33 protein-coding genes are annotated in these 23,704 nt (G+C 62.4%); 1 reads left to right on the forward strand and 32 read right to left on the reverse strand.

Features of this window, described 5'->3' with window-relative positions; genetic code table 11:
• Nucleotides 1-13: 13 nt before the first annotated feature.
• From C9E81_RS00800 to rpmC, 28 genes are all read right to left on the reverse strand, one after another.
• The gene (locus C9E81_RS00800) at nucleotides 14-802 is read right to left on the reverse strand and encodes an amino acid ABC transporter ATP-binding protein (protein ID WP_122110422.1); all 789 of its coding nucleotides are present in this window, start codon (nucleotides 800-802) and stop codon (nucleotides 14-16) included.
• Nucleotides 803-812: 10 nt separating this feature from the next.
• A complete protein-coding gene (locus C9E81_RS00805; RefSeq protein WP_122110423.1) occupies nucleotides 813-2,258 on the reverse strand; it encodes an amino acid ABC transporter permease in 1,446 nt (481 codons plus the stop codon).
• 1 nt (nucleotide 2,259) lies between these two features.
• Entirely contained in the window at nucleotides 2,260-3,516 is a 1,257-nt protein-coding gene (locus C9E81_RS00810; RefSeq protein ID WP_243698449.1) for an amino acid ABC transporter permease, read from the reverse strand.
• A gap of 175 nt (nucleotides 3,517-3,691) precedes the next feature.
• Nucleotides 3,692-4,708, reverse strand: coding sequence for an amino acid ABC transporter substrate-binding protein (locus C9E81_RS00815; RefSeq protein ID WP_122110424.1), 1,017 nt, complete (start codon nucleotides 4,706-4,708; stop codon nucleotides 3,692-3,694).
• A 172-nt stretch (nucleotides 4,709-4,880) separates the two neighbouring features.
• On the reverse strand, nucleotides 4,881-5,594 hold the full coding sequence (locus C9E81_RS00820; protein ID WP_122110425.1) for an ATP12 family chaperone protein: 714 nt from the start codon (nucleotides 5,592-5,594) through the stop codon (nucleotides 4,881-4,883).
• Nucleotides 5,591-6,247, reverse strand: a complete 657-nt coding sequence (locus C9E81_RS00825) for an HAD-IA family hydrolase (RefSeq protein ID WP_122110426.1) — start codon at nucleotides 6,245-6,247, stop codon at nucleotides 5,591-5,593. Before C9E81_RS00825 ends, C9E81_RS00820 begins: the two co-directional genes overlap by 4 nt.
• Nucleotides 6,244-7,299 (reverse strand): RluA family pseudouridine synthase, encoded by a 1,056-nt coding sequence (locus C9E81_RS00830; RefSeq protein WP_122110427.1) that lies wholly within the window; start codon nucleotides 7,297-7,299, stop codon nucleotides 6,244-6,246. Before C9E81_RS00830 ends, C9E81_RS00825 begins: the two co-directional genes overlap by 4 nt.
• A complete protein-coding gene (gene crcB / locus C9E81_RS00835; RefSeq protein ID WP_122110428.1) occupies nucleotides 7,296-7,670 on the reverse strand; it encodes a fluoride efflux transporter CrcB in 375 nt (124 codons plus the stop codon). The genes C9E81_RS00830 and crcB overlap by 4 nt, the downstream gene beginning before the upstream one ends.
• Before the next feature lie 73 nt (nucleotides 7,671-7,743).
• Nucleotides 7,744-8,346 carry a hypothetical protein gene (locus C9E81_RS00840; RefSeq protein WP_122110429.1) on the reverse strand — a complete coding sequence of 201 codons (603 nt, stop codon included), beginning with the start codon at nucleotides 8,344-8,346 and terminating at the stop codon, nucleotides 7,744-7,746.
• 105 nt (nucleotides 8,347-8,451) lie between these two features.
• On the reverse strand, nucleotides 8,452-9,771 hold the full coding sequence (locus tag C9E81_RS00845; RefSeq protein WP_122110430.1) for a replication-associated recombination protein A: 1,320 nt from the start codon (nucleotides 9,769-9,771) through the stop codon (nucleotides 8,452-8,454).
• Nucleotides 9,772-9,948: 177 nt separating this feature from the next.
• Complete coding sequence (gene rplQ, locus C9E81_RS00850) at nucleotides 9,949-10,374, reverse strand: 50S ribosomal protein L17 (RefSeq protein ID WP_122110431.1); 426 nt, start codon at nucleotides 10,372-10,374, stop codon at nucleotides 9,949-9,951.
• Between the two features lie 124 nt (nucleotides 10,375-10,498).
• Complete coding sequence (locus tag C9E81_RS00855) at nucleotides 10,499-11,515, reverse strand: DNA-directed RNA polymerase subunit alpha (RefSeq protein ID WP_122110432.1); 1,017 nt, start codon at nucleotides 11,513-11,515, stop codon at nucleotides 10,499-10,501.
• Nucleotides 11,516-11,631: 116 nt separating this feature from the next.
• Nucleotides 11,632-12,021: a 30S ribosomal protein S11 gene (gene rpsK / locus C9E81_RS00860; RefSeq protein WP_089344978.1), complete on the reverse strand. Its 390-nt coding sequence runs from the start codon at nucleotides 12,019-12,021 to the stop codon at nucleotides 11,632-11,634.
• Between the two features lie 12 nt (nucleotides 12,022-12,033).
• Entirely contained in the window at nucleotides 12,034-12,402 is a 369-nt protein-coding gene (rpsM, locus tag C9E81_RS00865; protein WP_122110433.1) for a 30S ribosomal protein S13, read from the reverse strand.
• A gap of 206 nt (nucleotides 12,403-12,608) precedes the next feature.
• Nucleotides 12,609-13,259 (reverse strand): adenylate kinase, encoded by a 651-nt coding sequence (locus C9E81_RS00870; RefSeq protein WP_166461779.1) that lies wholly within the window; start codon nucleotides 13,257-13,259, stop codon nucleotides 12,609-12,611.
• Nucleotides 13,260-13,300: 41 nt separating this feature from the next.
• On the reverse strand, nucleotides 13,301-14,671 hold the full coding sequence (gene secY / locus C9E81_RS00875) for a preprotein translocase subunit SecY (RefSeq protein WP_122110434.1): 1,371 nt from the start codon (nucleotides 14,669-14,671) through the stop codon (nucleotides 13,301-13,303).
• A 107-nt stretch (nucleotides 14,672-14,778) separates the two neighbouring features.
• Nucleotides 14,779-15,246 (reverse strand): 50S ribosomal protein L15, encoded by a 468-nt coding sequence (gene rplO, locus C9E81_RS00880; RefSeq protein ID WP_122110435.1) that lies wholly within the window; start codon nucleotides 15,244-15,246, stop codon nucleotides 14,779-14,781.
• Nucleotides 15,247-15,609: 363 nt separating this feature from the next.
• On the reverse strand, nucleotides 15,610-15,804 hold the full coding sequence (rpmD, locus tag C9E81_RS00885; protein WP_122110436.1) for a 50S ribosomal protein L30: 195 nt from the start codon (nucleotides 15,802-15,804) through the stop codon (nucleotides 15,610-15,612).
• 12 nt (nucleotides 15,805-15,816) lie between these two features.
• The gene (rpsE, locus tag C9E81_RS00890; RefSeq protein ID WP_122110437.1) at nucleotides 15,817-16,395 is read right to left on the reverse strand and encodes a 30S ribosomal protein S5; all 579 of its coding nucleotides are present in this window, start codon (nucleotides 16,393-16,395) and stop codon (nucleotides 15,817-15,819) included.
• Nucleotides 16,396-16,516: 121 nt separating this feature from the next.
• Complete coding sequence (gene rplR, locus C9E81_RS00895) at nucleotides 16,517-16,876, reverse strand: 50S ribosomal protein L18 (protein ID WP_122110438.1); 360 nt, start codon at nucleotides 16,874-16,876, stop codon at nucleotides 16,517-16,519.
• 12 nt (nucleotides 16,877-16,888) lie between these two features.
• Nucleotides 16,889-17,422: a 50S ribosomal protein L6 gene (gene rplF / locus C9E81_RS00900; protein ID WP_122110439.1), complete on the reverse strand. Its 534-nt coding sequence runs from the start codon at nucleotides 17,420-17,422 to the stop codon at nucleotides 16,889-16,891.
• A gap of 12 nt (nucleotides 17,423-17,434) precedes the next feature.
• Nucleotides 17,435-17,833 carry a 30S ribosomal protein S8 gene (gene rpsH / locus C9E81_RS00905; RefSeq protein ID WP_122110440.1) on the reverse strand — a complete coding sequence of 133 codons (399 nt, stop codon included), beginning with the start codon at nucleotides 17,831-17,833 and terminating at the stop codon, nucleotides 17,435-17,437.
• 10 nt (nucleotides 17,834-17,843) lie between these two features.
• Nucleotides 17,844-18,149 (reverse strand): 30S ribosomal protein S14, encoded by a 306-nt coding sequence (gene rpsN / locus C9E81_RS00910; protein WP_106691836.1) that lies wholly within the window; start codon nucleotides 18,147-18,149, stop codon nucleotides 17,844-17,846.
• A 19-nt stretch (nucleotides 18,150-18,168) separates the two neighbouring features.
• A complete protein-coding gene (gene rplE, locus C9E81_RS00915; RefSeq protein ID WP_122110441.1) occupies nucleotides 18,169-18,729 on the reverse strand; it encodes a 50S ribosomal protein L5 in 561 nt (186 codons plus the stop codon).
• Nucleotides 18,729-19,034, reverse strand: a complete 306-nt coding sequence (gene rplX / locus C9E81_RS00920; protein WP_122110442.1) for a 50S ribosomal protein L24 — start codon at nucleotides 19,032-19,034, stop codon at nucleotides 18,729-18,731. Before rplX ends, rplE begins: the two co-directional genes overlap by 1 nt.
• A complete protein-coding gene (rplN, locus tag C9E81_RS00925; RefSeq protein WP_010400243.1) occupies nucleotides 19,034-19,402 on the reverse strand; it encodes a 50S ribosomal protein L14 in 369 nt (122 codons plus the stop codon). The genes rplX and rplN overlap by 1 nt, the downstream gene beginning before the upstream one ends.
• A gap of 69 nt (nucleotides 19,403-19,471) precedes the next feature.
• A complete protein-coding gene (gene rpsQ, locus C9E81_RS00930; RefSeq protein ID WP_122110443.1) occupies nucleotides 19,472-19,717 on the reverse strand; it encodes a 30S ribosomal protein S17 in 246 nt (81 codons plus the stop codon).
• Nucleotides 19,718-19,729: 12 nt separating this feature from the next.
• Nucleotides 19,730-19,936: a 50S ribosomal protein L29 gene (rpmC, locus tag C9E81_RS00935; protein WP_122110444.1), complete on the reverse strand. Its 207-nt coding sequence runs from the start codon at nucleotides 19,934-19,936 to the stop codon at nucleotides 19,730-19,732.
• A gap of 236 nt (nucleotides 19,937-20,172) precedes the next feature.
• Here rpmC and C9E81_RS00940 point away from each other — a divergent pair, with 236 nt between their 5' ends.
• A complete protein-coding gene (locus C9E81_RS00940; protein ID WP_122110445.1) occupies nucleotides 20,173-21,813 on the forward strand; it encodes a hypothetical protein in 1,641 nt (546 codons plus the stop codon).
• 92 nt (nucleotides 21,814-21,905) lie between these two features.
• Here C9E81_RS00940 and rplP read toward each other — a convergent pair whose 3' ends face one another.
• From rplP to rpsS, 4 genes are read right to left on the reverse strand one after another with little or no spacing between them, the layout of a single operon-like run.
• A complete protein-coding gene (rplP, locus tag C9E81_RS00945) occupies nucleotides 21,906-22,319 on the reverse strand; it encodes a 50S ribosomal protein L16 (protein ID WP_122110446.1) in 414 nt (137 codons plus the stop codon).
• A 12-nt stretch (nucleotides 22,320-22,331) separates the two neighbouring features.
• Nucleotides 22,332-23,039 carry a 30S ribosomal protein S3 gene (rpsC, locus tag C9E81_RS00950; protein ID WP_122110447.1) on the reverse strand — a complete coding sequence of 236 codons (708 nt, stop codon included), beginning with the start codon at nucleotides 23,037-23,039 and terminating at the stop codon, nucleotides 22,332-22,334.
• Complete coding sequence (gene rplV, locus C9E81_RS00955; RefSeq protein WP_122110448.1) at nucleotides 23,039-23,419, reverse strand: 50S ribosomal protein L22; 381 nt, start codon at nucleotides 23,417-23,419, stop codon at nucleotides 23,039-23,041. Before rplV ends, rpsC begins: the two co-directional genes overlap by 1 nt.
• A 5-nt stretch (nucleotides 23,420-23,424) precedes the next feature.
• Complete coding sequence (rpsS, locus tag C9E81_RS00960; protein ID WP_122110449.1) at nucleotides 23,425-23,703, reverse strand: 30S ribosomal protein S19; 279 nt, start codon at nucleotides 23,701-23,703, stop codon at nucleotides 23,425-23,427.
• Between the last annotated feature and the right edge of the window lies 1 nt (nucleotide 23,704).

Raw genomic sequence — 23,704 nt, forward strand, 5'->3', positions numbered from 1 at the left:
GCCCCTGCCCCGGTCAATGCCCCAGGATCTGGCTCAGGAACAGCCTGGTGCGTTCCGACCGCGGATTATGGAAGAAGTCATGCGGGTTGTTCTGCTCGACGATCTGGCCCTGATCCATGAAGATCACGCGATGCGCCACGGCCTGCGCGAAACCCATCTCGTGCGTGACGCAGATCATCGTCATCCCGTCTTCGGCAAGCTCGATCATCGTGTCCAGAACCTCCTTGATCATCTCGGGGTCCAGCGCCGAGGTCGGCTCGTCGAAAAGCATGATCCGGGGCTGCATGCAAAGCGAGCGCGCGATGGCCACCCGCTGTTGCTGGCCGCCCGATAGCTGACCGGGATATTTGCCCGCCTGTTCGGGGATCCTGACCTTTTCCAGATATTCCATCGCGGTCGTTTCGGCCTGCCTGCGCGGCGTCTTGCGCACCCAGATGGGCGCCAGCGTGCAGTTTTCCAGCACGGTCAGATGCGGGAACAGGTTGAAATGCTGGAACACCATCCCGACTTCCGAGCGGACCTTGTCGATATTCTTGATATCGTTGGTCAGCTCGATCCCGTCGACGACGATCCGCCCTGACTGATGCTCTTCCAGCCGGTTGATGCAGCGGATCAGCGTCGATTTACCCGATCCGGAGGGACCGGCAATCACGATCCGCTCGCCGCGATGAACGGTCAGGTCGATGTCGCGCAGCACGTGGAAGCTGCCGAACCACTTGTTCATGCCGCTGATCTCGATGGCGACCTCGTCAGTCACGGCCGTCCGGCTGGTGTCGATGTCACGGGTCATGGCTTTACTCATGGCGGCTTCCTTACCTGTGGTCGCGCTGCAGCCGGCGTTCGAGATACATCGAGTAACGCGACATACTGAAGCAGATGATGAAGAAAATGGCGCCGGAAAAGATGAACGGCTCCCAGTAGATGCCCTTCCAGGCGATATTGTTGCGAACGGCGTCCGAGATGGATTTCAGCGGCTCGTAAAGGCCGACGAAGGTGACCAGCGTGGTGTCCTTGAACATGCCGATGAAGGTCGAGACGATGCCGGGAATGCTGATCTTGAGCGCCTGAGGCAGGATGATCAGGCGCTGCGCCTTCCAGTAATCCAGCCCCAGGGAATCGGCGGCCTCGTATTGTCCGCGGGGCAAGGCCGCCAGCCCGCCACGGATCACCTCGGCCATATAGGCCGCCGCGAACAGCGTCACCATGATGATGACCCGCAGGATGATATCGAAATTCGTCCCCGGAGGCAGGAAGTAGTTCAGCAGCAGCGACGCCACGAACAAGAGCGTGATCAGGGGCACACCGCGGATGAACTCGATGAAGATGACTGCGAGCGAGGTCACCAGGAACATGTCGGAACGGCGCGCCAGCGCGAGAACGATCCCCAGGGGCAGCGACAGGGCGATGCCCGCGACCCCGATGGTGATCGACAGAAGGAAACCGCCGAACTGGTCCGATGCGACCGCGCGGATGGACAGCGGCAGCAGCCATCCGGCGAATTGCGCGACCTCCCTGGCCAGAAGCGTCCAGAACAGCAATGCGGCGAGGATCGCAACGGCAGCCGCCAGCACGGGCGAGATCCGGCCGACAAGGACGAATGCCAGCCAGCCGAGGCCGAAGCCGGCAAGCACCATGGCCGGTCCCCAGACCGAGCCGCCCCAAAGCAGCCAGACCCCGAGCAGCGGATAGAGCGCCGAGAAGATCAGCAGCCAGCCGGCACGCCGTTCGGCCAGTGTGAGGGCACCCAGGAACACCAGAACCGCGAAACCCATCCAGACGCCCGGCGCGTTCAGTTCCATCATCGACAGCAGGGTCAGGACAGAGGCTACAACCAGGACGATCCGGCGGATCTCGCGCGACTCCGAAAACAGGATCGGCGCCAAGGCGACGAAAAGCATCCCGAAGGTCATGGTCGCCCGCCAATACAGGTCCGGGGGGTAGAAGCCGAACACGTATTGGTTCCAGCGCTCGCGGATGACGGCGAAGCAGGCGCCGCTCGCCCCCTCGCCCCATGTCGCGGCGATGATCTCGCGGCATTCCGGCAGGCTCGATGCGTTCCAGACGGAATGGGCGAACCACGCATAGAAATGATCGACAAGGAACCAGATGATCAACACCCCGAGAACCGTGAGCACGGTGCTGACCGGGGTGGGAAACAGGTTCTCGTGCAGCCATTTCACCACGCCCCTTTCGCGCATCGGGGGCGGTTCGGGCGGCAGCATGGTCTCGCGGACGAAGGCGGCAGAGGTCTTGCCCATCTTAGCGCTCCTTCAGTCTGACGCGGCGGTTGAACATGTTCATCCCCGCCGAGATGACAAGGCTGAGCGCCAGATAGATCAGCATCATCAGCACCATCGATTCCAGTTCGCGCCCGGTCTGGTTCAGCGTGGTTCCGCCAAGCGTGGCGCGCAAGTCCATGTAGCTTGCCGCGATGGCCAGCGAGCTGTTCTTCATCAGGTTCAGATATTGCGAGATCAGCGGCGGAATGATGACCCGCAAAGCCTGTGGCAGGATCACCAGGTTCATCGTCCGGTTCGGCGGCAACCCCAATGCGAAGGCCGCCTCGCTTTGCCCGTGGCTGATGGCGAGAATCCCGCCCCGGACAATCTCGGCGATGAAGGCGCCGGTATACAGCGTCAGCGCCAGCCACAGCACGACCAGCGAGTTATGGACATTCAGCCCGCCGCCGAAATTGAACCCCTTCAGCTCGGGCGACATAAGATGCAGGCCGAAATACCAGATCAGCAGCAGCGACGGGACCGTCATCACCGAAAGATTGATCCACCATGTCGTCGGGCGGTGCCCGGTGCGGTCCTGGATGGCCTGCGCCCGTTTCAGGATCATGTCGCGCAGGAACCAGCCGCCAATGATCGCGACCAGGAACGCGATGGTCGCCCAGTTGACCGTAATCCTCGCACCAAGATCGAGGCTGCCCGGATCATTGGTCATGCCAAGCGAGGGAATGGCGGTATAGCGGTTGGTCAGCGCGACATTGTCGAACAGGATCATCGACCATGCGGGATCGTCGCCGCGATAGGCGCTTGGCGGCGGCATGACCTCGGTAAAGATCGCGTAGATGATCAGGATCCACAAAAGCAGCGGGATATTGCGGAAGATTTCGACATAGACGGTCATCAGCCGGGCGAACAGCCAGCTTTTCGACAGCCGGGCGACGCCGATCGCAACCCCGAGTATCGTCGCGGCCACACAGCCCAGAACCGAAACGATCAGCGTGTTCAGCAGCCCGACAAAGGTTGCCCGCAGATGCGTGTCATCCGAAGTATAGGGGATCGGCCTTTGCGAAATGTCGTAACCGGCCCGCTGGAACAGGAAGCCGAAATTGAAGTCCTTTCCCAAGGCGGCAAGGTTCTGGATGGTATTGCTGATCAGCCACCAGCACAGCGCCATGACCAGAATGAAAACGATCACCTGAAACGTCATCGAGCGATAGCGCCGGTCATAGACCAGCATGCTGATTCGAAACGGCGGATCGACCGGTAGCGGGGCTTCCGTCATATAAATTTCCCTGTCGCCGGTCCGCGGCTTTGGCATCTATGGCTTTTGTTCATCTCCGGACGGGGAATCGGTATCCGGCTTTTCTCAAAATGCCCTGCCACCGCTTTGTTGTGACCGGATTCGTTTTCGTGCAAATGCGATGGGGGCGACAGATCGCCCCCATTCAATCTCCGGATCAGCGGAACGGCTGCGCGTAAAGCAGGCCACCCTCTTTCCACTGGGCATTCAGCCCCCGCGCCAGCCCGATCGGGGTTTGCTCCCCGATATTGGCGGCGAAGATCTCGCCGTAATTGCCGCTGGCCTGGATGGCCCGCTTGGCCCAATCCTTGTCCAGACCGATCATCGCGCCAAGATTGTCGGTCACGCCCAGCAGGCGCTGGATCTCGGGGTTGTTCGAGGATTTCACCAGTTCTTCGATATTCTTCGACGTCACCCCGTATTCTTCGGCCGCGATCAGGGCGTTCAGGGTCCAGCGGACGATATCGCCCCAGTTGTTGTCGCCATGACGGACGGCAGGACCCAACGGCTCTTTCGAGATGACCTCGGGCAGGATGACGTGATTCTCGGGATCGGCGAAAGCGGCGCGGGTCGCGGCAAGCCCCGATATGTCGGTGGTGTAGGCATCGCATGCCCCGGCCATATATTGCTGCTCGCCCTCGGCATTGCTGTCGATATTGACGGGCTGATATTCCAGCCCGTTGGCCTTGAAGTAATCGGCGAGGTTCAACTCGGTCGTGGTCCCGGTCTGGATGCAGATCGTCGCGCCGCTCAATTCCTTGACCGAGGTGACGCCCAGGTCCTTGGGCACCATGAAACCCTGCCCGTCGTAGTAATTCACGCCGGCGAAATCCAGCTTGAGATCGGTGTCGCGCGAAAATGTCCAGGTCGAGTTCCGGGCAAGCACGTCCACCTCGCCCGAGGACAGGGCGGTAAAGCGGGTCTGGCCGGTGGTCGGCACATATTTGACCTTGGAGGGATCGCCCAGGACCGCCGCCGCAATCGCCTTGCACAGATCAATGTCGAAGCCCGCCCAGTTGCCGTTCGCATCAGGCGCGGCGAAGCCGACCAGTCCGGTATTGACCCCGCAGTTCAACACGCCGCGAGCCTTCACGTCGGACAGGGTATCGGCAAAGCCCATCCCCGCCGCCATGCCGGCAACTGCGATGGTGCCCAGGAATGCTGTCTTTTTCATGTTTACCTCGTTGTTGGATCTACAGAGCCACGCTCTTGCCCTGTTCGGGTTTCGAGGCCTGCTGGCCAGACCATGATTTCTGAATGGGACCACAAAGGGGAATGCAGCCACTACCGGCAACATCTTGCCGATCCTGTCTCACAGGTCAAGCGTGACGCGTCACTGCGGTAAATCACCCGGGCAGGCACAGCTTTCTGAACCGCTCCGCCGCCAGCATCGCATCCAGCCGGTTGCGCGCCGCCGTTTCGGCCTCGGCATCCTGCCCCCATTGACTGGCCTGCCAGGTTTCGTCGATCCGCGACAGGCGATGCGCCTCCTGCGCGTCCAGCCGCCCGTGAAGAACCGCAAGGCCCAGGACCAGCGATCCGGGCAGCGTCACAAGGTCGTGCAGCGCCATCATGGCAAAGCTGTCGAGCCTGTCGATCTCTGCCCGCAGCCGCGCCAGCGAATCCCGGGATTGCGGGACCGGGATCACTCCATGCGTGATCCGCAGCGGCGCCTGCAGCGCGGTGGCGGCCCAATCGACCAGCGGATCCCAGCCCTCGGCCTGCATCCGCACCAGTTCCTCGGGCTGCCCGGCGCGGTAACATAACAGGTCGGTGCCGCCATATTCGGCAAGCATGGCCGCAACTTCGGCAAATTGCGGACGGATTTTCTCGATGGCGGAGTTCGCCGCGCGGGTCAGCGGCATCGAATGGGGATCGATCACCTCGGCCTGCGCGTCCCATTCGGCGGCCACGGCCTGCGCGAGCGCGCTTGTCGGCAGGATCAACGGCTGCTTGCCCGGCGTCCGGACGGGGCGCCCGTCCAGCGCGACCTCCCATCCTTCATCCGCTGGCCGCGTATCGGCCACCTTCCAGAACCGCCGCGCCTTCCATTCGCTCATGCCGCCCACTCCGTGATCGCGGCGGTGAGCGCCGGAAAGTCGGGCGCGACCAGCGCCGCACCGGCATCATGCAGCGCCGCCACGGGATGATAGCCCCATGCGACGCCGAAGCCGGGCATTCCCGCGGCGACGGCCATCTCGATATCGAATGCCGTGTCGCCGATCATGACGGCATCCCCGGCCTCTGCTCCGGTCTCTGCCAGCACTGCCTCAAGCATCGAGGGATGCGGCTTGGACGGGTGGTCATCCGCCGTCTGCAACGAGACGAAGCGCCCCTCCAGCCCATGCGCCTCGATCATCGCCCGCAGGCCCCGGCGCGATTTGCCGGTGGCCACCGCCAGCAGCAGATCGTCGCGCGCCGACAACGCGTCCAGGCAGTCCCGCGCACCGGGGTAAAGCGGGGCGGGCGCGGCCTTGCGGGCGCTCATGAAGGAGTCCTTGTAGCCCTGCACGATCCGCGATTGCGTGGGTTCGTCGGTCTCTGGCGCCAGCCGGGCGACGGCGACCGGCAGGGACAGGCCGACGATCCCGAGCACCTCCGATTGCGGCAGCGGTGTCAGCCCGGCGGCCTGAAAGGCGTGACTCATGGCATGGTGGATATGGTGCTGACTGTCGATCAGCGTGCCGTCCACGTCGAAGATGACCAGCTTCATTCTTCCTCCGCGAAGGGATCGTCGGGCACGTCATTCTCGTGCCAGCCCAGGGTTTTCCACGTGCGCTGCATATGGTCGGGCAAGGGCGCGGTCAGCGTCATCCGTCGCCTGGTGATCGGGTGGTCGAAGGACAGGCTGCGGGCGTGCAGATGCAGCTTGCGGCTGATCTCTCCGCCAAGCTGCGCGCCCCAGCCATCGCCCAGGTTCTCTTGCCCCGAGCCGCCATATTTGCCGTCGCCGACGATGGGATGGCCCAGCTCGGCCATATGCGCGCGAAGCTGATGCGTGCGCCCGGTGATCGGCACCAGCGCGCACCAGCTTGCGCGCGTGCCCAAGGCGTCCAGCACGGCATAATCGGTGGTCGCCCGCTTGGCGCCCTCGGTCGAGGCGATATCGCGGGGATGGACGGCGATCATCTTCTCGCCCTCGCCGCCGCGCCCGTGGCCAGCGGCCTTGACCAGACCGTAGCGGACCGTGCCCATGCGCGGATTGGGAACGCCCGCCACCGCCGCCCAGTAGATCTTGCGGGTGCTGCGCGAGCGGAACGCCTCGGAAAGCGCGCGGGCGATGCGGTCGGTGCGGGCGAGCAGCAGCAGGCCCGAGGTGTCCTTGTCCAGCCGGTGCACCAGCTTGGGCCGGTCCTTGTAGCCGAACATCAGCGCCCCGGTCAGCCCGTCCACGTGGCGGGTGCCCTGCCCGCTGCCCCCCTGCGACGGCAGGCCCGGAGGCTTGTTCAGCGCGATGATATGCTCGTCCTTCCACAGCACCGCCTGCTGGATCATCTTCTGATCATTGTCGGGAATGCGCGGGTTTTCGGATCTGGCCCTAGCGGGCACCGTCTTTGCATCAGGCAAGGGCGGCACGCGCACCTCCTGCCCTGCCCCGATCCGGGTGGCGGCCTTGACCCGCCCGCCATCGACGCGCAACTGCCCGGTGCGGCACATCTTCTCGACCGCGCCCTGCGTCAGTTGCGGAAAGCGTTTCTTCAGCCAACGGTCAAGGCGCTGGTCGCCCTCGTCATGGCTCACGCGGATCAGCTGCACGCCGCTCATGCGAAAAGCCCCCGGCCGACAACCAGCCCCGCCGTCACCGCAAAGAGCGACAGCACGACCGAAACCGCGACGTAAATGATCGTGCCAGCCATCTGGCCCCGCTCCCACAGGGTCAGCGCGTCCAGCGAAAAGGCCGAGAAAGTGGTGAAACCGCCCAGCACGCCGGTCAGCAGGAATGGCGCGTAATGGTTGTGCCAGCGATGCGCCATGAAGGCCGCCAGCAGACCCATGGCGAAGCTGCCCAGCACGTTCACGAGGCCGGTGGCGATGGGAAAACCCGGCCCATGCCACGCGATGGCGCGATAGACCGCATAGCGCGCCGTCGCACCGATTGCGCCGCCCAAGGCGACCTGGAGAAAGGGATTCATCATGGCGCGGTGATGTGACCGGGCGGGCGTAAAGTCAACCTTTGCCACGCCCCGCCACAGGGGCCCGGGCGAATTTTCAGGCGTTGCGTTTCCTGATGGTCTGGATCAGCGCATAAACCCCGATCAGCACGACCAGCGCGGATACGATCGGGGATTGGTAATTGCCCTGCATACCGACCCCCTCGCCCTGCTCGGCCTGCCGGACGCTTGCGACAAGCTCGTTCTTCCGTGCACCCAGTTCATTGGAGTTCCGGGCAATCAGATCTTCCAGGAACTTGCCGAGTTCCTTGTTCCCCTTGCCGATCCCGTCCAGCGCGACGCCCGCCGGGTTCCCGCCGCTTTCCAGCAGGGCCAGCAATCTCGCGATTTCCTGCGCCAGCAGCTCTGCCGTGGCCAGGAGCATGTCGTTGTTGCTGCTCTTGTCCCGGAAGCGCTGCCCGGCGGAATAGCTGTTCTCGCCGAAGCGGTTCTGTCGGTAGACAAGCGCATTCAGGTGATTGTCCGAGATGAGGCTGGATTGCATCCCCTTCAGGATCCGGCCCCATTGCAAAAGCTCCGCCTTCAGTTCGTTATAGGAATTGCTGTCCCTGACGACCGTCCCGACCTGCAATTGCCCGCTTTGCCTGATGACACCCGCCATGATCTGGCGCAGGCTGATATCCATGGCCTCGAAATTCATTAGGTTCTCCAATCCGGCTGCGAGAAAATAGACGAATATGGGTCGAGATTACGGTATCGAGGTGAATTTTCAATCCCATGACAAGCGAGCCCGCCCGCCGGACGATCATCCGCCGCGCTTGAGCCTTTGTGCGACGAACCAATCCAGCCGCTTTTTCAGTTCGCGCTCGAAGCCGCGCTCGATCGGGGTGTAGAGAACCGGGCGCTTCATGCCCTCGGGAAAATAATTCTGACCCGAGAACCCGTCCTCGGCATCGTGGTCATAGGCGTAGCCCGCCCCATAGCCCTGTTCCTTCATCATCTTCGTGGGCGCGTTCAGGATATGGGCGGGCGGCATCAGGCTGCCCGTTCGCCTCGCCTCGGCACGGGAGGCCTTGTAGGCGACATAGCCCGCGTTCGATTTCGGAGACAGCGCCAGGAAGATCACCGCCTGCGCCAGTGCCAGCTCGCCCTCCGGGCTGCCGAGGCGTTCATACATCGCCCAGGCATCCAGGCAATGCCGTGCCGCCGCCGGTTCCGCCAGCCCGATATCCTCGATCGCCATGCGGGTGATGCGGCGGGCGAGGTAGCGCGGATCCTCGCCGCCCTCCAGCATCCGGGCCAGCCAGTAGAGCGCGGCATCCGGGTCCGAGCCGCGCACCGATTTATGCAGGGCCGAGATCAGGTTGTAATGCTCGTCCCCCGACTTGTCGTATTTGGCGGCGCGGCGCATCAGCCGGTTGGCCATGGCCTGCGCATCCAGCGGCTTGTCGATCTTCCACGCCGCCACCTGCTCGATCAGGTTCAGGACAGTGCGGCCATCGCCATCCGCCATTTCCAGCAGCGCCTCGCGCGCCTCGGCGGTCAGGGGCAGTTTCCGGCCCAGTTCCCCCTCGGCCCGCTGCGCGAGACGTTCCAGATCGGCGAGGCTCAGCCGTTCCAGCACGATCACCTGCGCGCGCGACATGACGGCGGCGTTCAGCTCGAACGAGGGGTTCTCGGTCGTGGCGCCGACCAGCAGGATGGTGCCATCCTCCATATGCGGCAGGAAACTGTCCTGCTGGGCCTTGTTGAAGCGGTGGATCTCGTCGACGAAAAGCAGGGTGCCCCGCCCCTGCCCCCGGCGCAGCTTGGCGGCCTCGAACACCTTGCGCAAATCCGGGACGCCGGTGAAGATCGCGCTGATCTGGACGAAGGCGAGGTCGGTCTCGTCGGCCAGCAGCCGGGCGATGGTGGTCTTGCCCACCCCCGGTGGCCCCCAAAGGATCAGCGAGGACAGGCTGCCCGCCGCCAGCATCGAGCCGAGCGGACCGTCCGGGCCAAGCACCCTGTCCTGGCCGATCACATCTGCCAGCCGCGCAGGACGGATCCTGTCGGCCAGCGGGCGCGTCGCCGGGTTCGGGGGCGTCCTGTCGGATGCGTCGGGGGTGTCGAAAAGATCGGCCATGGCAGGCGCATATTAGGGCGCGGGCGGCGGGACGGAAAGCCCCGGATGGCATTGCCATATTCCGATGCCGCCATGTCGGCAACGAGAAACCCCGCCGCTGATGTCAGCGACGGGGTTTTCAATCTTTCGGTCCACGGCCTGCCGCAGGTCCTTGGCGGCATGCTCTGGCGGGACGGTTCAGCCTTCGTCGCCCTCGGAGGCCTCGGCCTCGGCACGTGCGAGATCGGCAGCGCCCTTCGCGCTCGGATCACGGTCGACCAGTTCGATGATCGCCATCGGCGCCATGTCGCCATAGCGGAAACCGGCCTTCAGGACGCGGACATAGCCGCCCTGACGCTCCTTGTAGCGCTCGCCCAGGATGTCGAACAGCTTGGCGACATGGGCGTCCTGCTTGAGCTGAGAGGCGGCCTGACGGCGGGCATGCAGGTCGCCGCGCTTGGCCAGCGTGATCAGCTTTTCGACGATGGGACGCAGTTCCTTGGCCTTGGGCAGGGTCGTCTTGATCTGTTCGTGTTCGATCAGCGAACCGGCCATGTTGGCGAACAGCGCCTTGCGGTGTTCATGGGTGCGGTTGAGACGGCGGTAGCCGCGAGCGTGACGCATTTCATTTCTCCTTTGACGTCTTTTGCTTTGTCCGGCAGCCCATGCGTGCGGGCCGCTCTCCTTGGGGCGGAATGCCCGGGGTTCGACGGGGCGGGATCACCCGCCGCCATCGGAATTCTCCGCTTCAGAACTGGTCGTCGAAGCGCTTGGCCAGATCCTCGATATTCTCCGGCGGCCAGTCCACGACATCCATGCCCAGATGCAGGCCCATGCCCGAGAGCACTTCCTTGATCTCGTTCAGGGATTTGCGGCCGAAATTCGGGGTCCGCAGCATCTCTGCCTCGGTTTTCTGGATCAGGTCGCCGATATAGACGATATTGTCGTTTTTCAAGCAGTTGGCCGAACGGACCGACAGTTCCAGCTCGTCCACCTTCTTGAGCAGGCGCGGATCGAATTCCAGACCGTCGTCGCTGTCCTGGCGTCCGGCGGCTTCGGGCTCCTCGAAGTTGACGAAGACCGAAAGCTGGTCCTGAACGATGCGGGCGGCATAGGCCACGGCGTCTTCCGGGGTCAGCGAGCCGTCCGTCTCGATCTTCATGGTCAGCTTGTCGTAATCCAGCACCTGGCCCTCGCGGGTCGGGGTAACTTCATAGCTGACGCGCTTGACCGGCGAGAAGATCGCATCGATCGGGATCAGGCCGATGGGCGCATCCTCGGGGCGGTTCTTGTCGGCTGCGACATAGCCCTTGCCGGTCTGCACGGTCAGTTCCATGCTCAGATCGGCGCCCTCGTCCAGATGGCAGATGACATGATCGCGATTCAGCACCGTGATCCCGGCGGTTTCCTGGATATCGCTGGCCTTCACCTCGCCTGGGCCCTTGGCCGTCAGCGACAGGCGCTTGGGACCCTCGACTTCCATTTTCAGGGTCACGCCCTTGAGGTTCAGAACGATATCGGTCACATCCTCGCGGACACCGGCAACGCTGCTGAACTCGTGCAGGACGTTATCGATCTGGACCGAGGTGATGGCAGCGCCTTGCAGCGACGACAGCAGCACACGGCGCAGCGCGTTGCCGAGCGTCAGGCCAAAGCCCCGCTCCAGCGGCTCTGCGACAAGCGTCGCCGTCCGGGTCGCGTCGGCGCCCGGCTTGACGACAAGCTGCGTCGGCTTGATCAGTTCGGCCCAATTCTTGTGGATCATGGGTTTGCCTCCATACTTGTTTCCGAGCCCATGACCGAGGCCGGAAACGCCCGAGGTTGAATACGAATTTCCGAACCGCGCGAAAGACGCGCGGCCCGGTGAATGATGATCCAGTATCAGACGCGGCGACGCTTTGGCGGGCGGCAGCCGTTATGCGCGATCGGGGTCACATCCCGGATGGCGGTAATGTTGAAGCCGACCGCGGCTAGCGCGCGGAGCGCCGATTCGCGGCCCGAGCCGGGGCCCTGCACTTCGACCTCAAGCGTCTTCACGCCATGTTCCTGGGCCTTGCGACCGGCATCCTCGGCGGCCATCTGGGCGGCGTAAGGAGTCGATTTGCGCGAGCCCTTGAACCCCATCGTGCCGGCCGACGACCACGAGATCGCGTTGCCCTGCACGTCCGAGATCAGGATCTTGGTATTGTTGAAGCTGGAATTCACATGCGCCACGCCGGTGGCGATGTTCTTGCGCTCTTTGCGCTTCATGCGGGTTTTATCACGTGCCATGTCCGTTCCCCCTTACTTCTTCTTGCCGGCGATGGGTTTCGCCGGGCCCTTGCGGGTACGGGCATTGGTGTGGGTGCGCTGACCGCGGGTCGGAAGACCGCGGCGATGGCGCAGACCGCGATAGGAGCCAAGATCCATCAGGCGCTTGACGTTCATCTGCACTTCGCGGCGCAGATCGCCTTCGACGGTCAGGTTGGCGTCGATATATTCGCGAATCTGAAGAACTTCGGAATCCGACAATTCGTTCACACGGCGAGCAGTGTCGATGCCGACAGCTTCGCAGATTTGTTCGGCATTGGCCGGACCGATGCCATGGATATAAGTCAGTGCGATGGGGACACGCTTCCCCGTCGGAATATTGACGCCAGCAATACGAGCCACGCGTTATCCTTTTCGGTTGCGGTTCCGTAGCGCCGGAACCTTTTTTCACAACGTAAGGCCCGAAAGCCATGCCTTCGGGCCGATCTATGGTCCACCCATGAGAGGGTGATTCTCTTTCGAGATGTCGTGATCTAATGGCAGATCACGTCCACGTCAAGGGCATAGGTTAACAAGGGCTTGACAAAGGGCCGTTTCGTCCCCCGCCCCTATTTCCCGGCGAGCGCGGCACCGATCTGCGCGGCAACCTCGTCGATATCGGCCAGCCCGTCCACCGGTGCCAGCTTGCCCTTGGCATAGTAATAGCCGATCAGCGGCGAGGTCTTCTTGTAATATTCCAGCAGGCGGGTCCGCAGGCTGTCCTCGTTGTCATCGGCGCGGCGCTTGAGATCGGTCGAGCCGCAAACATCGCAGACACCCGGTTTGGCGGTCGGCTTGGTTTCGTCGTGATAGACCTCGCCGCAATTGCCGCAGGTGAAACGGCCGGTGATCCGGCGCACCAGCGCCTCGTCATCGACCTGCATCTCGATGACCGAATCCAGCGCCATCCCGGCCTCATTCAACAGCGCCCCCAGGGCATCGGCCTGCGCCAGCGTGCGCGGGAACCCGTCAAAGATAAAGCCCTTGCCGCCTTCGGCCAGCTTCTCCCGGATCAGCCCGATGACGATATCATCCGTGACCAGTTGCCCGCGATCCATGACCTCGGCCACCCTTTGGCCCATTTCCGTTCCCGAGGTCCGGGCGGCACGCAGCATGTCGCCGGTGGAAAGCTGCACCATGCCGCGCTCTTCGACCAGCTTGCGGGCCTGTGTTCCCTTGCCGGCGCCCGGAGGTCCGAGAAGAATGATATTGATCGTCATGTAGCCTGTGTCCCCCTCGGCTGGCCGTTCCGGTATACTGGTCAGCGCCGCGTAGGCGCCTTGCGCGATTTCCCGCTTCCCGGTTTACGTTTACCACGGAGCTGGGATTTCTCAATCAGACCTTCATATTGATGCGCCAGCAGGTGGCTTTGAACCTGGTTGATCGTATCCATCGTCACCGAAACCACGATCAGCACCGAGGTGCCGCCGAAATAGAACGGCACCGACCATTGATGCCGCAGGATCTCGGGCAGCAGGCAGACGGCGGCCAGATAGCCCGAACCGATCACCAGCACGCGGTTGACGACGTAATCCAGGTATTCCTCGGTCCGCTTGCCCGGCCGGATGCCCGGAATGAAGCCGCCCTGGTTCTTCAGGTTCTCGGCGACATCATCGGATTTGAAGGACACGTTCTGGGTGTAGAAATAGGCAAAGAAGACGATCATCGCCGCGAAAAACACCAGGTAAAGCGGCTGACCCGGCCCGAAATAGGCCAGGATCGTGGACATGATCGGCCCGGTCTGGTTCCCCGAGAAGGTGGAGATGGTGATCGGCAGCAGCAGCAGCGAGCTGGCGAAGATCGCCGGGATGACACCCGCCGGGTTGACCTTGATCGGCAGGTGGCTGGATTGGCCGTCATAGACCTTCATGCCGACCTGGCGCCGCGGATACTGGATGCGGATCTTGCGCAGGGCGCGCTCCATGAACACGACGAAACCGATCACCGCGATCACCATGACGATCACGCCCAGAATGATCGGGGTCGAAATCGCGCCGGAACGGCCCTGTGCAAAGAAATTCGCCAGCGCCGCCGGGATCTCGGCCACGATACCCACGAAGATGATCAGCGAGATGCCGTTGCCGATGCCGCGCGCGGTAATCTGTTCGCCCAGCCACATCAGGAACATCGTGCCGCCGACCAGCGTGATGACAACGGACGCCTGGAAGAACAGGCCCGGGTCATGGGCCAGGCCGCCCGCCTCAAGGCTGCGCGCAAGGCCGTAGGCCTGGAACAGCGCCAGCAGCACGGTGCCGTAGCGGGTATACTGGTTGATCTTCTTGCGGCCCTGCTCGCCCTCTTTCTTGAGCTGTTCGAGCGCGGGCACCATGGATGCCATGAGCTGAACGATGATCGAGGCCGAGATATAGGGCATGATGCCAAGCGCGAATACGCCCATCCGCCCAAGCGCGCCGCCGGTGAACATCGACAGGATGCCACCGATTCCCGATTGCGCCTGCTCCATGAAGTTGCGCAGCGCGGCGCCGTCGATACCCGGCACGGGGATATAGGTGCCGAGGCGATAGATGATCAGCAGGCCGATCGTGAACCAGATACGCTGGCGAAGTTCCGTGGCCTTGCCCAATGCCCCCCAAGAGAGGTTCGCGGCCATCTGTTCTGCGGCTGACGCCATATTTTCCGTCCCGTGTCATGACAGCGCCGCCGATCCGTTTCCGGGGTCCGGCGGCGCCTGGAAAACCTGTTTGCTATCTATGAGGCGCGGGCGCCCCGTTCAACAGCTTATTCCGCCGCTGCCGGCAGGGTTACCTTGCCACCCGCCTTTTCGACTGCCTCGACAGCCGATTTCGACGCGCCGGTGACGGTGATGTTCAGCTTGGCCTTCAGCTCGCCCTTGCCCAGCAGCCGGACACCGTCCAGCTTGCGGCGCACGACACCGGCGGCAACCAGCGCATCCTCGGTCACATCGGCCTTGGCGTCCAGCTTGCCCGCATCGACGAAACGCTGCAGCTGCCCCAGGTTGATGACGGCGAATTTCAGCGCGTTGGGCTTGGTAAAGCCGCGCTTGGGCAGGCGGCGATACAGCGGCATCTGGCCGCCTTCATAGCCGTTCAGGGCCACGCCCGAACGCGATTTCTGGCCCTTGATACCACGGCCGGCAGTTTTGCCCTTACCCGAACCGGGACCACGCGCCACGCGCTTTTTCGTACGGTTCGCGCCTTCGTTATCGCGGATTTCATGCAGTTTCATATCGCTTCTCCTGAGCCGGACACGTCCCCGAAGCGATACAGGACGGACACGGCATTTCTTGGTTATCGAGTCGGCCCGCCTAGGGGCACCGCGGGTGAGTAGCGGATGGCGCGGCGCGGGTCAAGGGCGCAACATCTCATCATATTCTCCAATCCACCGTCGCCCGGATTATCTTCTGCTCTGATATTTCTTGTTTTTACAAGATTGTATCCTGGTATTCTCAGGTGAATTATATCAACGGAACATGATCGTCGAGCGATGCATCCCGAAGACAGTCCATCAGAACAGTCCGACCCTCAATAGTAAAGGGCGCCCCGGTTTCCCGAGGCGCCCCTTGCGATAGGATTCCCGAACTGAACCTGATCAGCCGCGTTCTTCCACGATCACCGCGAGATGCGGGATCTTGGCGACCATGCCGCGGATCGCCGGAGTATCCTCCAGTTCGCGGGTGCGGTGCATCTTGTTCAGGCCCAGGCCCTTCAGCGTTTCCCGCTGAATGGCAGGGCGGCGGATCGGCGAACCGATCTGCTTGACGACGATGGTTTTCTTGTTGGCCATGTCCTTGCCTCCTTACGCTTCAGCCGCAGCTTCAGCGGGTGCCTCGGCCGGCTTGTCATGCGAAGGCAGGATATCCGCCACCTTCTTGCCGCGGCGCTGTGCGACCGAACGGGGGCTGTTGTTGTTCTTCAGCCCGTCCAGCGTCGCGCGGATCATGTTATAGGGGTTTTGCGACCCCAGTGACTTGGCCACGACATCCTGCACGCCCAGCATCTCGAACACGGCGCGCATCGGACCACCGGCGATGATCCCGGTCCCCGGAACAGCCGTCCGCATCACCACCTTGCCGGCGCCATGACGGCCCTCGATGTCGTGGTGCAGGGTGCGGCCTTCGCGCAGCGGCACGCGGATCAGGCCACGCTTGGCCTGCTCGGTCGCCTTGCGGATCGCCTCGGGGACCTCCTTGGCCTTGCCCTTGCCGAAGCCGACACGGCCCCGCTGGTCGCCGACCACCACCAGAGCGGCAAAGCCGAAGCGCTTGCCCCCCTTGACGGTTTTCGACACGCGGTTGATCGCTACGAGACGATCGGCGAATTCCGGGGTTTCTTCGCGGTCTTCGCGACGGCCCCGACGATTTTCACGTTCTGCCATACGGCTTTCCTTATCAAGCTGGCGCAAAATTACGCCGTTATCATCAATCCAGGTGAGCCTTTCGGCCAGGTGGCCCGTTGCTCCCGGATCATCGGGGTGGCGCAGCCGCCACCCGCAGGGATCAGAACTTCAACCCGCCTTCGCGGGCAGCGTCGGCCAGGGCCTTGATCTTGCCGTGGAACAGGAAGCCGCCGCGGTCGAAGACAACGTCTTCCACTCCGGCCTTCTTCGCACGTTCGGCAATTGCCGCACCGATCTTGGCGGCGGCCTCGACATTGTTTTTGCCCACGACGCCCAGATCCTTCTCCAGCGTGCTGGCCGAGGCCAGGGTCACGCCGTTCAGGTCGTCGATGACTTGAACCGAGATGTTCTTGGACGAACGGTGAACCGACAGACGCGGGCGGCCATTCGACATCGCCCGCAGTTTGTTCCTTACGCGCAAGCGGCGCTTCTGGAACAGCTTTTGCTTTTTCAGTGCCATTTCTCGCGCCCCTTACTTCTTCTTGCCTTCCTTGCGGAGGATATACTCGCCCTTGTAGCGGATACCCTTACCCTTGTAGGGCTCGGGCGCACGCCACTCGCGGATATTCGCCGCAACCTGGCCGACCAGCTGCTGGTCGATCCCTTCGACAACCACTTCGGTCTGCTTCGGGGCGGTGATCGTCACGCCCTCGGGCGTTTCGAAATTCACCTCGTGGCTGTAGCCCAGGGACAGTTTCAGGGTCTTGCCCTGCATCTGCGCGCGGTAGCCCACGCCCTGGATTTCCAGCTCTTTCCTGAAGCCTTCCGACACGCCCTGCGCCAGGTTCGCTACCATGGTGCGGGTCATGCCCCATTGCTGGCGCGCCCGCTTGGACAGGCCGCGAGGCTTGACCGAAACGGAACCGTCTTCCAGCACCAGGTCGACATCGTCATTCGCCGTGAAGCTGCGGGTGCCCTTGGGCCCCTTCACCTCGATCGTCTGACCCTTGATCTCGGCCGTCACGCCCTTGGGCAGTTCGACCGGTCTTTTACCAATCCGAGACATCTGCTGCCCTCCTTAGAATACCGTGCAGAGGACTTCGCCGCCGACATTGGCATTGCGAGCCGCTGCATCCGACATGACGCCCTTGGGAGTCGACACGATCGAAACGCCCAGGCCCTGACGGACCTGCGGGATTTCCTTGGCGCCGGCATAGACGCGGCGGCCCGGCTTCGATACGCGCGACAATTCCCGGATGACCGGGGTGCCGTCGAAATATTTCAGGCCGATTTCCAGCTCCGTATGGCCGGCATCGGTGGTCACTTCCTCGTAGCCGCGGATGTAACCTTCTGCTTTCAGCACGTCCAGAACCCAAGCGCGCAGCTTGGAGGCAGGAGTGCGCACGGTCGATTTGCCGCGCATCTGCGCATTGCGGATGCGGGTCAGCATATCGCCGAGAGGATCGTTCATCGACATATCTGCCCCCTTACCAGCTGGATTTGACCATGCCGGGGATATAGCCGTTCGAGCCAAGCTCGCGCAGCGCGATCCGCGACAGTTTCAGTTTGCGGTAATACGCGTGCGGACGGCCGCTGAGCTGGCAGCGGTTGTGCAGACGCGTAGCCGAGGAATTCCGCGGCAGTTCGGCCAGCTTCAGCGTGGCCTTGAACCGCTCTTCCATCGGGCGGGACTGATCCTTGATGATCTCGTTCAGTTCGGCGCGCTTGGCGGCGTATTTCTGAACCAGTTTCGCGCGTTTCTTCTCGCGCTCTACCATCGACTTCTTTGCCATATCTTCTTCCCTCCGCGACTCAGCTGCTGAACGGCATGTTGAAATGCTTCAACAGCGACTTCGCTTCCGCGTCGGTCTTCGCGGTGGTGCAGATGATGATGTCCATCCCCAGAACTTCGTCGACCTTGTCGAAGTTGATTTCCGGGAACACGATGTGCTCTTTCAGGCCCATGGCATAGTTGCCGCGGCCATCGAAAGCCGTGCCCTTGACGCCGCGGAAGTCGCGGACGCGGGGCAGCGCGATATTGATCAGGCGGTCAAGGAACTCATACATCCGGTCGCCGCGCAGCGTCACCTTGGCGCCCAGGGGCATGTCCTCGCGGACACGGAAGCCGGCGATCGAGTTCTTCGCCTTGGTGATCACGGCCTTCTGGCCGGCGATCAGCGACAGTTCCTCGGCGCCCTGCTTGACCTTCTTGGTGTCCTTGACGGCCTCGCCGATACCCATGTTCAGGACGATCTTGTCCAGGCGCGGGATCTGCATGTCGTTCTTGTAGCCGAACTCTTCCTTGAGAGCGGCCTTGATCTTGTCGCGGAACTGCGCCTTCAGGCGCGGCGTGTATTTCGAAGCGTCCAGCATCAGATCACGTCTCCCGTGGTCTTGGCGAAACGGACCTTCTTGCCGTCTTCCACGCGGAAGCCGACGCGGGTCGCTTTGCCGTTCTTGTCCATCAGAGCCAGGTTCGACAGGTCGATCGGCATCGCCTTCGGCACGCGGCCGCCCTGGCTTGCCTGGGTCTGGCGCTGGTGACGGATCGCGATGTTCACGCCGTCAACGATGGCCTTGTTGTCCTTGGGCATCACGGCAGTGATCTCGCCCTGCTTGCCCTTATCCTTGCCGGCCAGCACGACGACCTTGTCGCCCTTTTTCAGCTTGGCAGCCATTACAGCACCTCCGGAGCAAGCGAGATGATCTTCATGAAGTTCTTGGCGCGCAGCTCGCGCACGACCGGCCCGAAGATACGGGTTCCGACGGGCTCGCCCTGGTTGTTCAGGATGACGGCGGCGTTGCGGTCGAAACGGATCGAGGTTCCGTCCTCGCGCTTTACTTCCTTGGCGGTCCGAACGACGACGGCCTTGCGCACATCGCCTTTCTTGACCCGGCCCCGTGGGATGGCTTCCTTGACGGACACGACGATAATGTCGCCCACCGACGCATAGCGACGGTGCGAACCACCCAGGACCTTGATGCACTGCACCCGGCGCGCGCCGGAGTTGTCAGCGACATCCAGATTAGTCTGCATCTGGATCATTTGGTTTCTCCCGACCTTTGGGGACCGGCACTTCCGGCCCCAGGGTTTCGATTAATTCTGGTAAAGAGGTTACGCCGAAGCGGCCTCATCCGTCAGAACGGTCCAGCGTTTCGTCTTCGAGACCGGGGCGCATTCGGCAATGCGAACGGTATCCCCGACCTTGAACTGGTTATTCGCGTCATGGGCGCGATATTTCTTCGACATCCGAACCGTCTTGTGCAGCAGCGGATGCTTGAAGCGGCGCTCGACCAGAACGGTCACGGTCTGATCGTTCTTGTCGCTGGTCACGCGGCCTTGCAGAATGCGTTTGGGCATGAGCCAGCCTCCTTAGTTCGATGCCGCGGCTTCCGCCGCTTTCTGGTTCAGAATGGTCTTCACACGCGCGACGTCACGGCGCACGGCGCGCATGCGGGCGGTATTCTCGAGCTGGCCGGTAGCCTGCTGGAAGCGCAGGTTGAACGCTTCCTTCTTCAACGAGACAAGCTGCTCCTGCAACTGGTCCGGAGTCTTCGATTTCAGTTCCTGCGCATCCATTGCGCTTGTTCCTTTCCAACATCACCGGAGGGCCCCTGATTGCCAAGGCCACCCTGATTCCCGGTGGAGTTCCGTGATGAAGATGCGCGCATACACCCTAAGCAGGCGTTATGCAACAGCGAATGCCGCCGGAAAGTGCAGATACCCACCCCTGTTGCTTATTGCCACGATGTTTGGCTTGCGCAATCATGTTCTTGCGGCACGCTCCGTTTAAACCATATTTCAGGAGATTTCAGATGAACGATCCGTTTTTGATCGGATTCGGCCTGCTTGCGCTGGCGATCGGCGGCGCCACCATTTTCGGAAACAGCGACGACGATGATGACGATGGCAACCCGCCGTCTCCTCCTCCTTCCGCCGACGAGGGCACCGAAGGCGATGATGAGATTACCTCGTATGACGCAGAGCAGGATCCGGACGGGGTGCTGTCCACGCTCGGCGGCGACGATCTTATCCGTTTCGATGAGGATTCGGATTTCGAGGCGGATATCGATGCCGGTGACGGAAATGATACCATCGACATGGGCATCGCCGATGGCAACCAGGTGCATGGCGGCGCCGGCGATGATGATATTGCACTGGAAGACGGCACCGCTGCGGTGATCCATGGCGATGCGGGCGACGATACCCTTACCGTTGCCGATGACGACTATTTCGATACCGGGGGTCTTTCGCTGTCCGGAGGCGAGGGTGATGACATCCTGAGGGTCGGCATGATCGATGCCCTGACCCAGATGGAATCCGAGCACGGTGACGCCGGCCCCACCCTGTCGGGCGGCGAGGGAAGCGACGGTTTCGATCTGTCGATCGAACTGGATGAAGGCATGAGGGAATTCGTTGACAGCGGCGAAGACGAATTGCCGAGGGAGAATCCGATCGGCGTGATCACCGATTTCGTATCGGGCGAGGACCGGCTGACGGTGGATCCGGTGACATATGCCGAAGGGGTGAATTACCTGGGGCACGAGATCATCCAGTCAGAGGACGGCAGGTCGACCGGCATCCAGTTCCATTATGGCCCGGAAGGGGCGACGACACCCGCGCTTCATTCCACCCTGTGGCTCGAAGGCACGCCGACGATCGCCGAGGGAGATCTGGAACTGCTCAATATTCCCGGGTCGGTTTCAGAGGGCGATGATCTGATCGACAGCGACATATCAGTCGAAAGAGGCATCAACGATGAGGGCATACTTGCCACGCTTGGCGGCAACGACACCATTTCGCTGGAATATTCGAGCTCGCTTGACGAAATCGATCTCGGCGATGGGGATGACAGTATCGATGGCGGCCCTGAAGCACTTGGGCTGATACTGAACAGCGGGAGTGTCGACGCGGGGTCCGGCAACGACGATATCAATCTGGGCGGGGCGAATGGGACTGCGGTATCCGGCGGTGAGGGTGCCGACACGATAACCCTGACGAATGCCAGCGCGGCGAATGATGGGGTGAGCCTGGATGGCGGCAGCGGCGACGACGTGATCGCCGTCACCTATGCCGACAATCCCCCCGGTTTCGACACATATGAAACCAACGCAAGCAATAGCCGCCTGCTGACTGGCGGAGAGGGCCAGGACGATTTCATGCTGGCTCCCGCCATGACCGCAGCAATGTTCGAATATGACATCGGCGGCCAGATGGCAGAGATCACGGACTTCCGGTCGGGCGAGGATCAGCTTGTGATCGATACCGAATCCTATGCGAACGGCGCGGAATATCTGGGGCACGAGTTCATTCCGCTCGACGACGGCAACTCGACCGAGGTCATCCTGCGTTTTGCCGATCCAACCGGTTCGGGCACCGAGGCCTCGGTAAGCGTCAGGGTCAATGGCCCCATATCCGATGCCGACCTGGTTATCGCCCCTGCATCATCCATCTGACGCCGCTCGGATCACTCCCCGGCAAGGCAAAGCCCCGGCCTCTCGGCCGGGGCTTCGTTCATTTCCACTTAAGGCGAAAGACCGCCCTGCCCTTACCAGTCGGTCCGCTCGACGATGCGGGTCTGGATTGGCAGTTTCATCGCGCCGAGGCGCAGCGCCTCCTTGGCGATGGTTTCGGACACGCCGTCGATCTCGAACATGATGCGGCCGGGATGCACGCGGGCGGCCCAGAAATCGACCGAGCCCTTGCCCTTACCCATCCGCACTTCCGTCGGTTTGGAGGAAACCGGCACATCGGGGAAGATCCGGATCCAGACCCGGCCCTGACGCTTCATGTGCCGGGTGATCGCGCGGCGGGCCGCTTCGATCTGGCGGGCGGTGACGCGCTGAGGCTCGGCGGCCTTCAGGGCGAAGGATCCGAAATTGATATCGAACCCGCCCTTGGCGTTGCCGTGAATCCGGCCCTTGTGCTGTTTGCGGAACTTCGTCCGTTTCGGTTGCAGCATTGTTTCTTCTCCTTACCGGCCGCCACGCGGGCCGCGAGGTGCCGGGCCTTCCTGGGCCTCGGCTGCGCGACGATCGCGGGCCTGCGGATCATGTTCCATGATCTCGCCCTTGAAGATCCACACCTTGACGCCGATGATCCCGTAAGGGGTCGAGGCCTCGGCCAGCGCGTAATCGATATCGGCGCGCAGGGTATGCAGCGGCACGCGGCCTTCGCGATACCACTCGGTCCGGGCGATCTCGGCGCCGCCAAGGCGGCCCGACACGTTCACGCGGATACCAAGCGCACCCATCCGCATCGCGTTCTGGACCGAGCGCTTCATGGCGCGGCGGAACGAAACACGACGCTCGAGCTGCTGCGCGATCGACTCTGCGACCAGCGCGGCATCGACTTCGGGCTTGCGCACCTCGACGATGTTCAGGTGCAGTTCGCTGCCGGTGAAATTCGACAGTTTCTTGCGCAGCTCCTCGATATCGGCGCCCTTCTTGCCGATGATGACGCCCGGACGCGCAGCGTGAATGGTCACGCGGCATTTCTTGTGCGGACGCTCGATAATGACGCGGCTGATACCGGCCTGCTTGGCCTCTTTCTTGATGAAGTCCCGGATTTTCAGGTCTTCAAGAAGCAGATCGCCATATTCCTTGTCGTCTGCATACCAGCGGCTATCCCAGGTGCGGTTGACCTGGAGGCGCATCCCGATGGGGTTGACCTTCTGACCCATTACGCTTGCTCCTCGACTTGGCGCACCTTGATGGTGATTTCCGAAAACGGCTTCATGATCTTGCCGAACCGGCCACGGGCCCGCGGACGGCCGCGTTTCATCACCAGGTTCTTGCCGACCCAGGCTTCGGCGACGACCAGGTTGTCGACATCCAGCCCGTGGTTGTTCTCGGCATTCGCGATGGCCGACTGAAGGCATTTCTTCACGTCACCGGCGATACGCTTGTGCGAGAAGGTCAGGTCGGCCAGCGCGCGATCGACTTTCTTGCCGCGGATCAGGCCTGCGACGAGGTTCAGCTTCTGCGGCGAGACGCGAAGCATCTTGGTCTTCGCCATCGCCTCGTTCTCCGCCACGCGGCGCGGATTCTTTTCCTTACCCATGACGATTACTTCCTCTTGGCTTTCTTGTCCGCCGCGTGACCGTAATAGGTCCGGGTGGGCGAGTATTCACCGAATTTCTGACCGATCATCTCTTCCGTGACGTTCACCGGGATATGCTTGTGCCCGTTATAAACGCCGAAAGTGAGGCCGACGAATTGCGGCAGGATGGTCGAACGGCGCGACCAGATCTTGATGACGTCGGATTTCCCCGACTCCCGGGCCTTTTCCGCTTTCTTGAGCACATAGGCGTCAACAAAGGGGCCCTTCCATACAGAACGTGCCATG

This window comes from Paracoccus alkanivorans (genome assembly GCF_003697785.1).
GTDB classification, from domain to species: Bacteria; Pseudomonadota; Alphaproteobacteria; order Rhodobacterales; family Rhodobacteraceae; genus Paracoccus; species Paracoccus alkanivorans.

Coding starts and splice junctions, on each gene's coding strand:
- rplF (WP_122110439.1), bottom strand. CDS start 17,422: ATGTCTCGGATTGGTAAAAGACCGGTCGAACTGCCCAAGGGCGTGACG.
- rpsH (WP_122110440.1), bottom strand. CDS start 17,833: ATGTCGATGAACGATCCTCTCGGCGATATGCTGACCCGCATCCGCAAT.
- C9E81_RS00830 (WP_122110427.1), bottom strand. CDS start 7,299: ATGAGCGGCGTGCAGCTGATCCGCGTGAGCCATGACGAGGGCGACCAG.
- rplV (WP_122110448.1), bottom strand. CDS start 23,419: ATGGGTAAGGAAAAGAATCCGCGCCGCGTGGCGGAGAACGAGGCGATG.
- rplQ (WP_122110431.1), bottom strand. CDS start 10,374: ATGCGTCACGCTCGCGGCTACCGCCGTCTCAACCGCACCCATGAACAC.
- C9E81_RS00815 (WP_122110424.1), bottom strand. CDS start 4,708: ATGAAAAAGACAGCATTCCTGGGCACCATCGCAGTTGCCGGCATGGCG.
- rpsK (WP_089344978.1), bottom strand. CDS start 12,021: ATGGCACGTGATAAAACCCGCATGAAGCGCAAAGAGCGCAAGAACATC.
- rpsS (WP_122110449.1), bottom strand. CDS start 23,703: ATGGCACGTTCTGTATGGAAGGGCCCCTTTGTTGACGCCTATGTGCTC.
- rpsE (WP_122110437.1), bottom strand. CDS start 16,395: ATGGCAGAACGTGAAAATCGTCGGGGCCGTCGCGAAGACCGCGAAGAA.
- rplR (WP_122110438.1), bottom strand. CDS start 16,876: ATGGCACTGAAAAAGCAAAAGCTGTTCCAGAAGCGCCGCTTGCGCGTA.
- rplE (WP_122110441.1), bottom strand. CDS start 18,729: ATGCTGGACGCTTCGAAATACACGCCGCGCCTGAAGGCGCAGTTCCGC.
- rplX (WP_122110442.1), bottom strand. CDS start 19,034: ATGGCTGCCAAGCTGAAAAAGGGCGACAAGGTCGTCGTGCTGGCCGGC.
- C9E81_RS00810 (WP_243698449.1), bottom strand. CDS start 3,516: ATGACGGAAGCCCCGCTACCGGTCGATCCGCCGTTTCGAATCAGCATG.
- rplN (WP_010400243.1), bottom strand. CDS start 19,402: ATGATCCAGATGCAGACTAATCTGGATGTCGCTGACAACTCCGGCGCG.
- C9E81_RS00845 (WP_122110430.1), bottom strand. CDS start 9,771: ATGGCCGATCTTTTCGACACCCCCGACGCATCCGACAGGACGCCCCCG.
- rplP (WP_122110446.1), bottom strand. CDS start 22,319: ATGCTGCAACCGAAACGGACGAAGTTCCGCAAACAGCACAAGGGCCGG.
- rplO (WP_122110435.1), bottom strand. CDS start 15,246: ATGAAACTGCATGAAATCCGCGATAACGAAGGCGCGAACCGTACGAAA.
- C9E81_RS00840 (WP_122110429.1), bottom strand. CDS start 8,346: ATGAATTTCGAGGCCATGGATATCAGCCTGCGCCAGATCATGGCGGGT.
- rpsQ (WP_122110443.1), bottom strand. CDS start 19,717: ATGCCCAAACGCATTCTGCAAGGCCGCGTGACCAGCGACAAGAACGAT.
- rpsN (WP_106691836.1), bottom strand. CDS start 18,149: ATGGCAAAGAAGTCGATGGTAGAGCGCGAGAAGAAACGCGCGAAACTG.
- C9E81_RS00800 (WP_122110422.1), bottom strand. CDS start 802: ATGAGTAAAGCCATGACCCGTGACATCGACACCAGCCGGACGGCCGTG.
- secY (WP_122110434.1), bottom strand. CDS start 14,671: ATGGCGTCAGCCGCAGAACAGATGGCCGCGAACCTCTCTTGGGGGGCA.
- rpmC (WP_122110444.1), bottom strand. CDS start 19,936: ATGGATGCGCAGGAACTGAAATCGAAGACTCCGGACCAGTTGCAGGAG.
- rpsC (WP_122110447.1), bottom strand. CDS start 23,039: ATGGGTCAGAAGGTCAACCCCATCGGGATGCGCCTCCAGGTCAACCGC.
- crcB (WP_122110428.1), bottom strand. CDS start 7,670: ATGATGAATCCCTTTCTCCAGGTCGCCTTGGGCGGCGCAATCGGTGCG.
- C9E81_RS00825 (WP_122110426.1), bottom strand. CDS start 6,247: ATGAAGCTGGTCATCTTCGACGTGGACGGCACGCTGATCGACAGTCAG.
- C9E81_RS00940 (WP_122110445.1), top strand. CDS start 20,173: ATGAACGATCCGTTTTTGATCGGATTCGGCCTGCTTGCGCTGGCGATC.
- C9E81_RS00870 (WP_166461779.1), bottom strand. CDS start 13,259: ATGACGATCAATATCATTCTTCTCGGACCTCCGGGCGCCGGCAAGGGA.
- rpmD (WP_122110436.1), bottom strand. CDS start 15,804: ATGGCCAACAAGAAAACCATCGTCGTCAAGCAGATCGGTTCGCCGATC.
- C9E81_RS00820 (WP_122110425.1), bottom strand. CDS start 5,594: ATGAGCGAATGGAAGGCGCGGCGGTTCTGGAAGGTGGCCGATACGCGG.
- C9E81_RS00855 (WP_122110432.1), bottom strand. CDS start 11,515: ATGATCCACAAGAATTGGGCCGAACTGATCAAGCCGACGCAGCTTGTC.
- C9E81_RS00805 (WP_122110423.1), bottom strand. CDS start 2,258: ATGGGCAAGACCTCTGCCGCCTTCGTCCGCGAGACCATGCTGCCGCCC.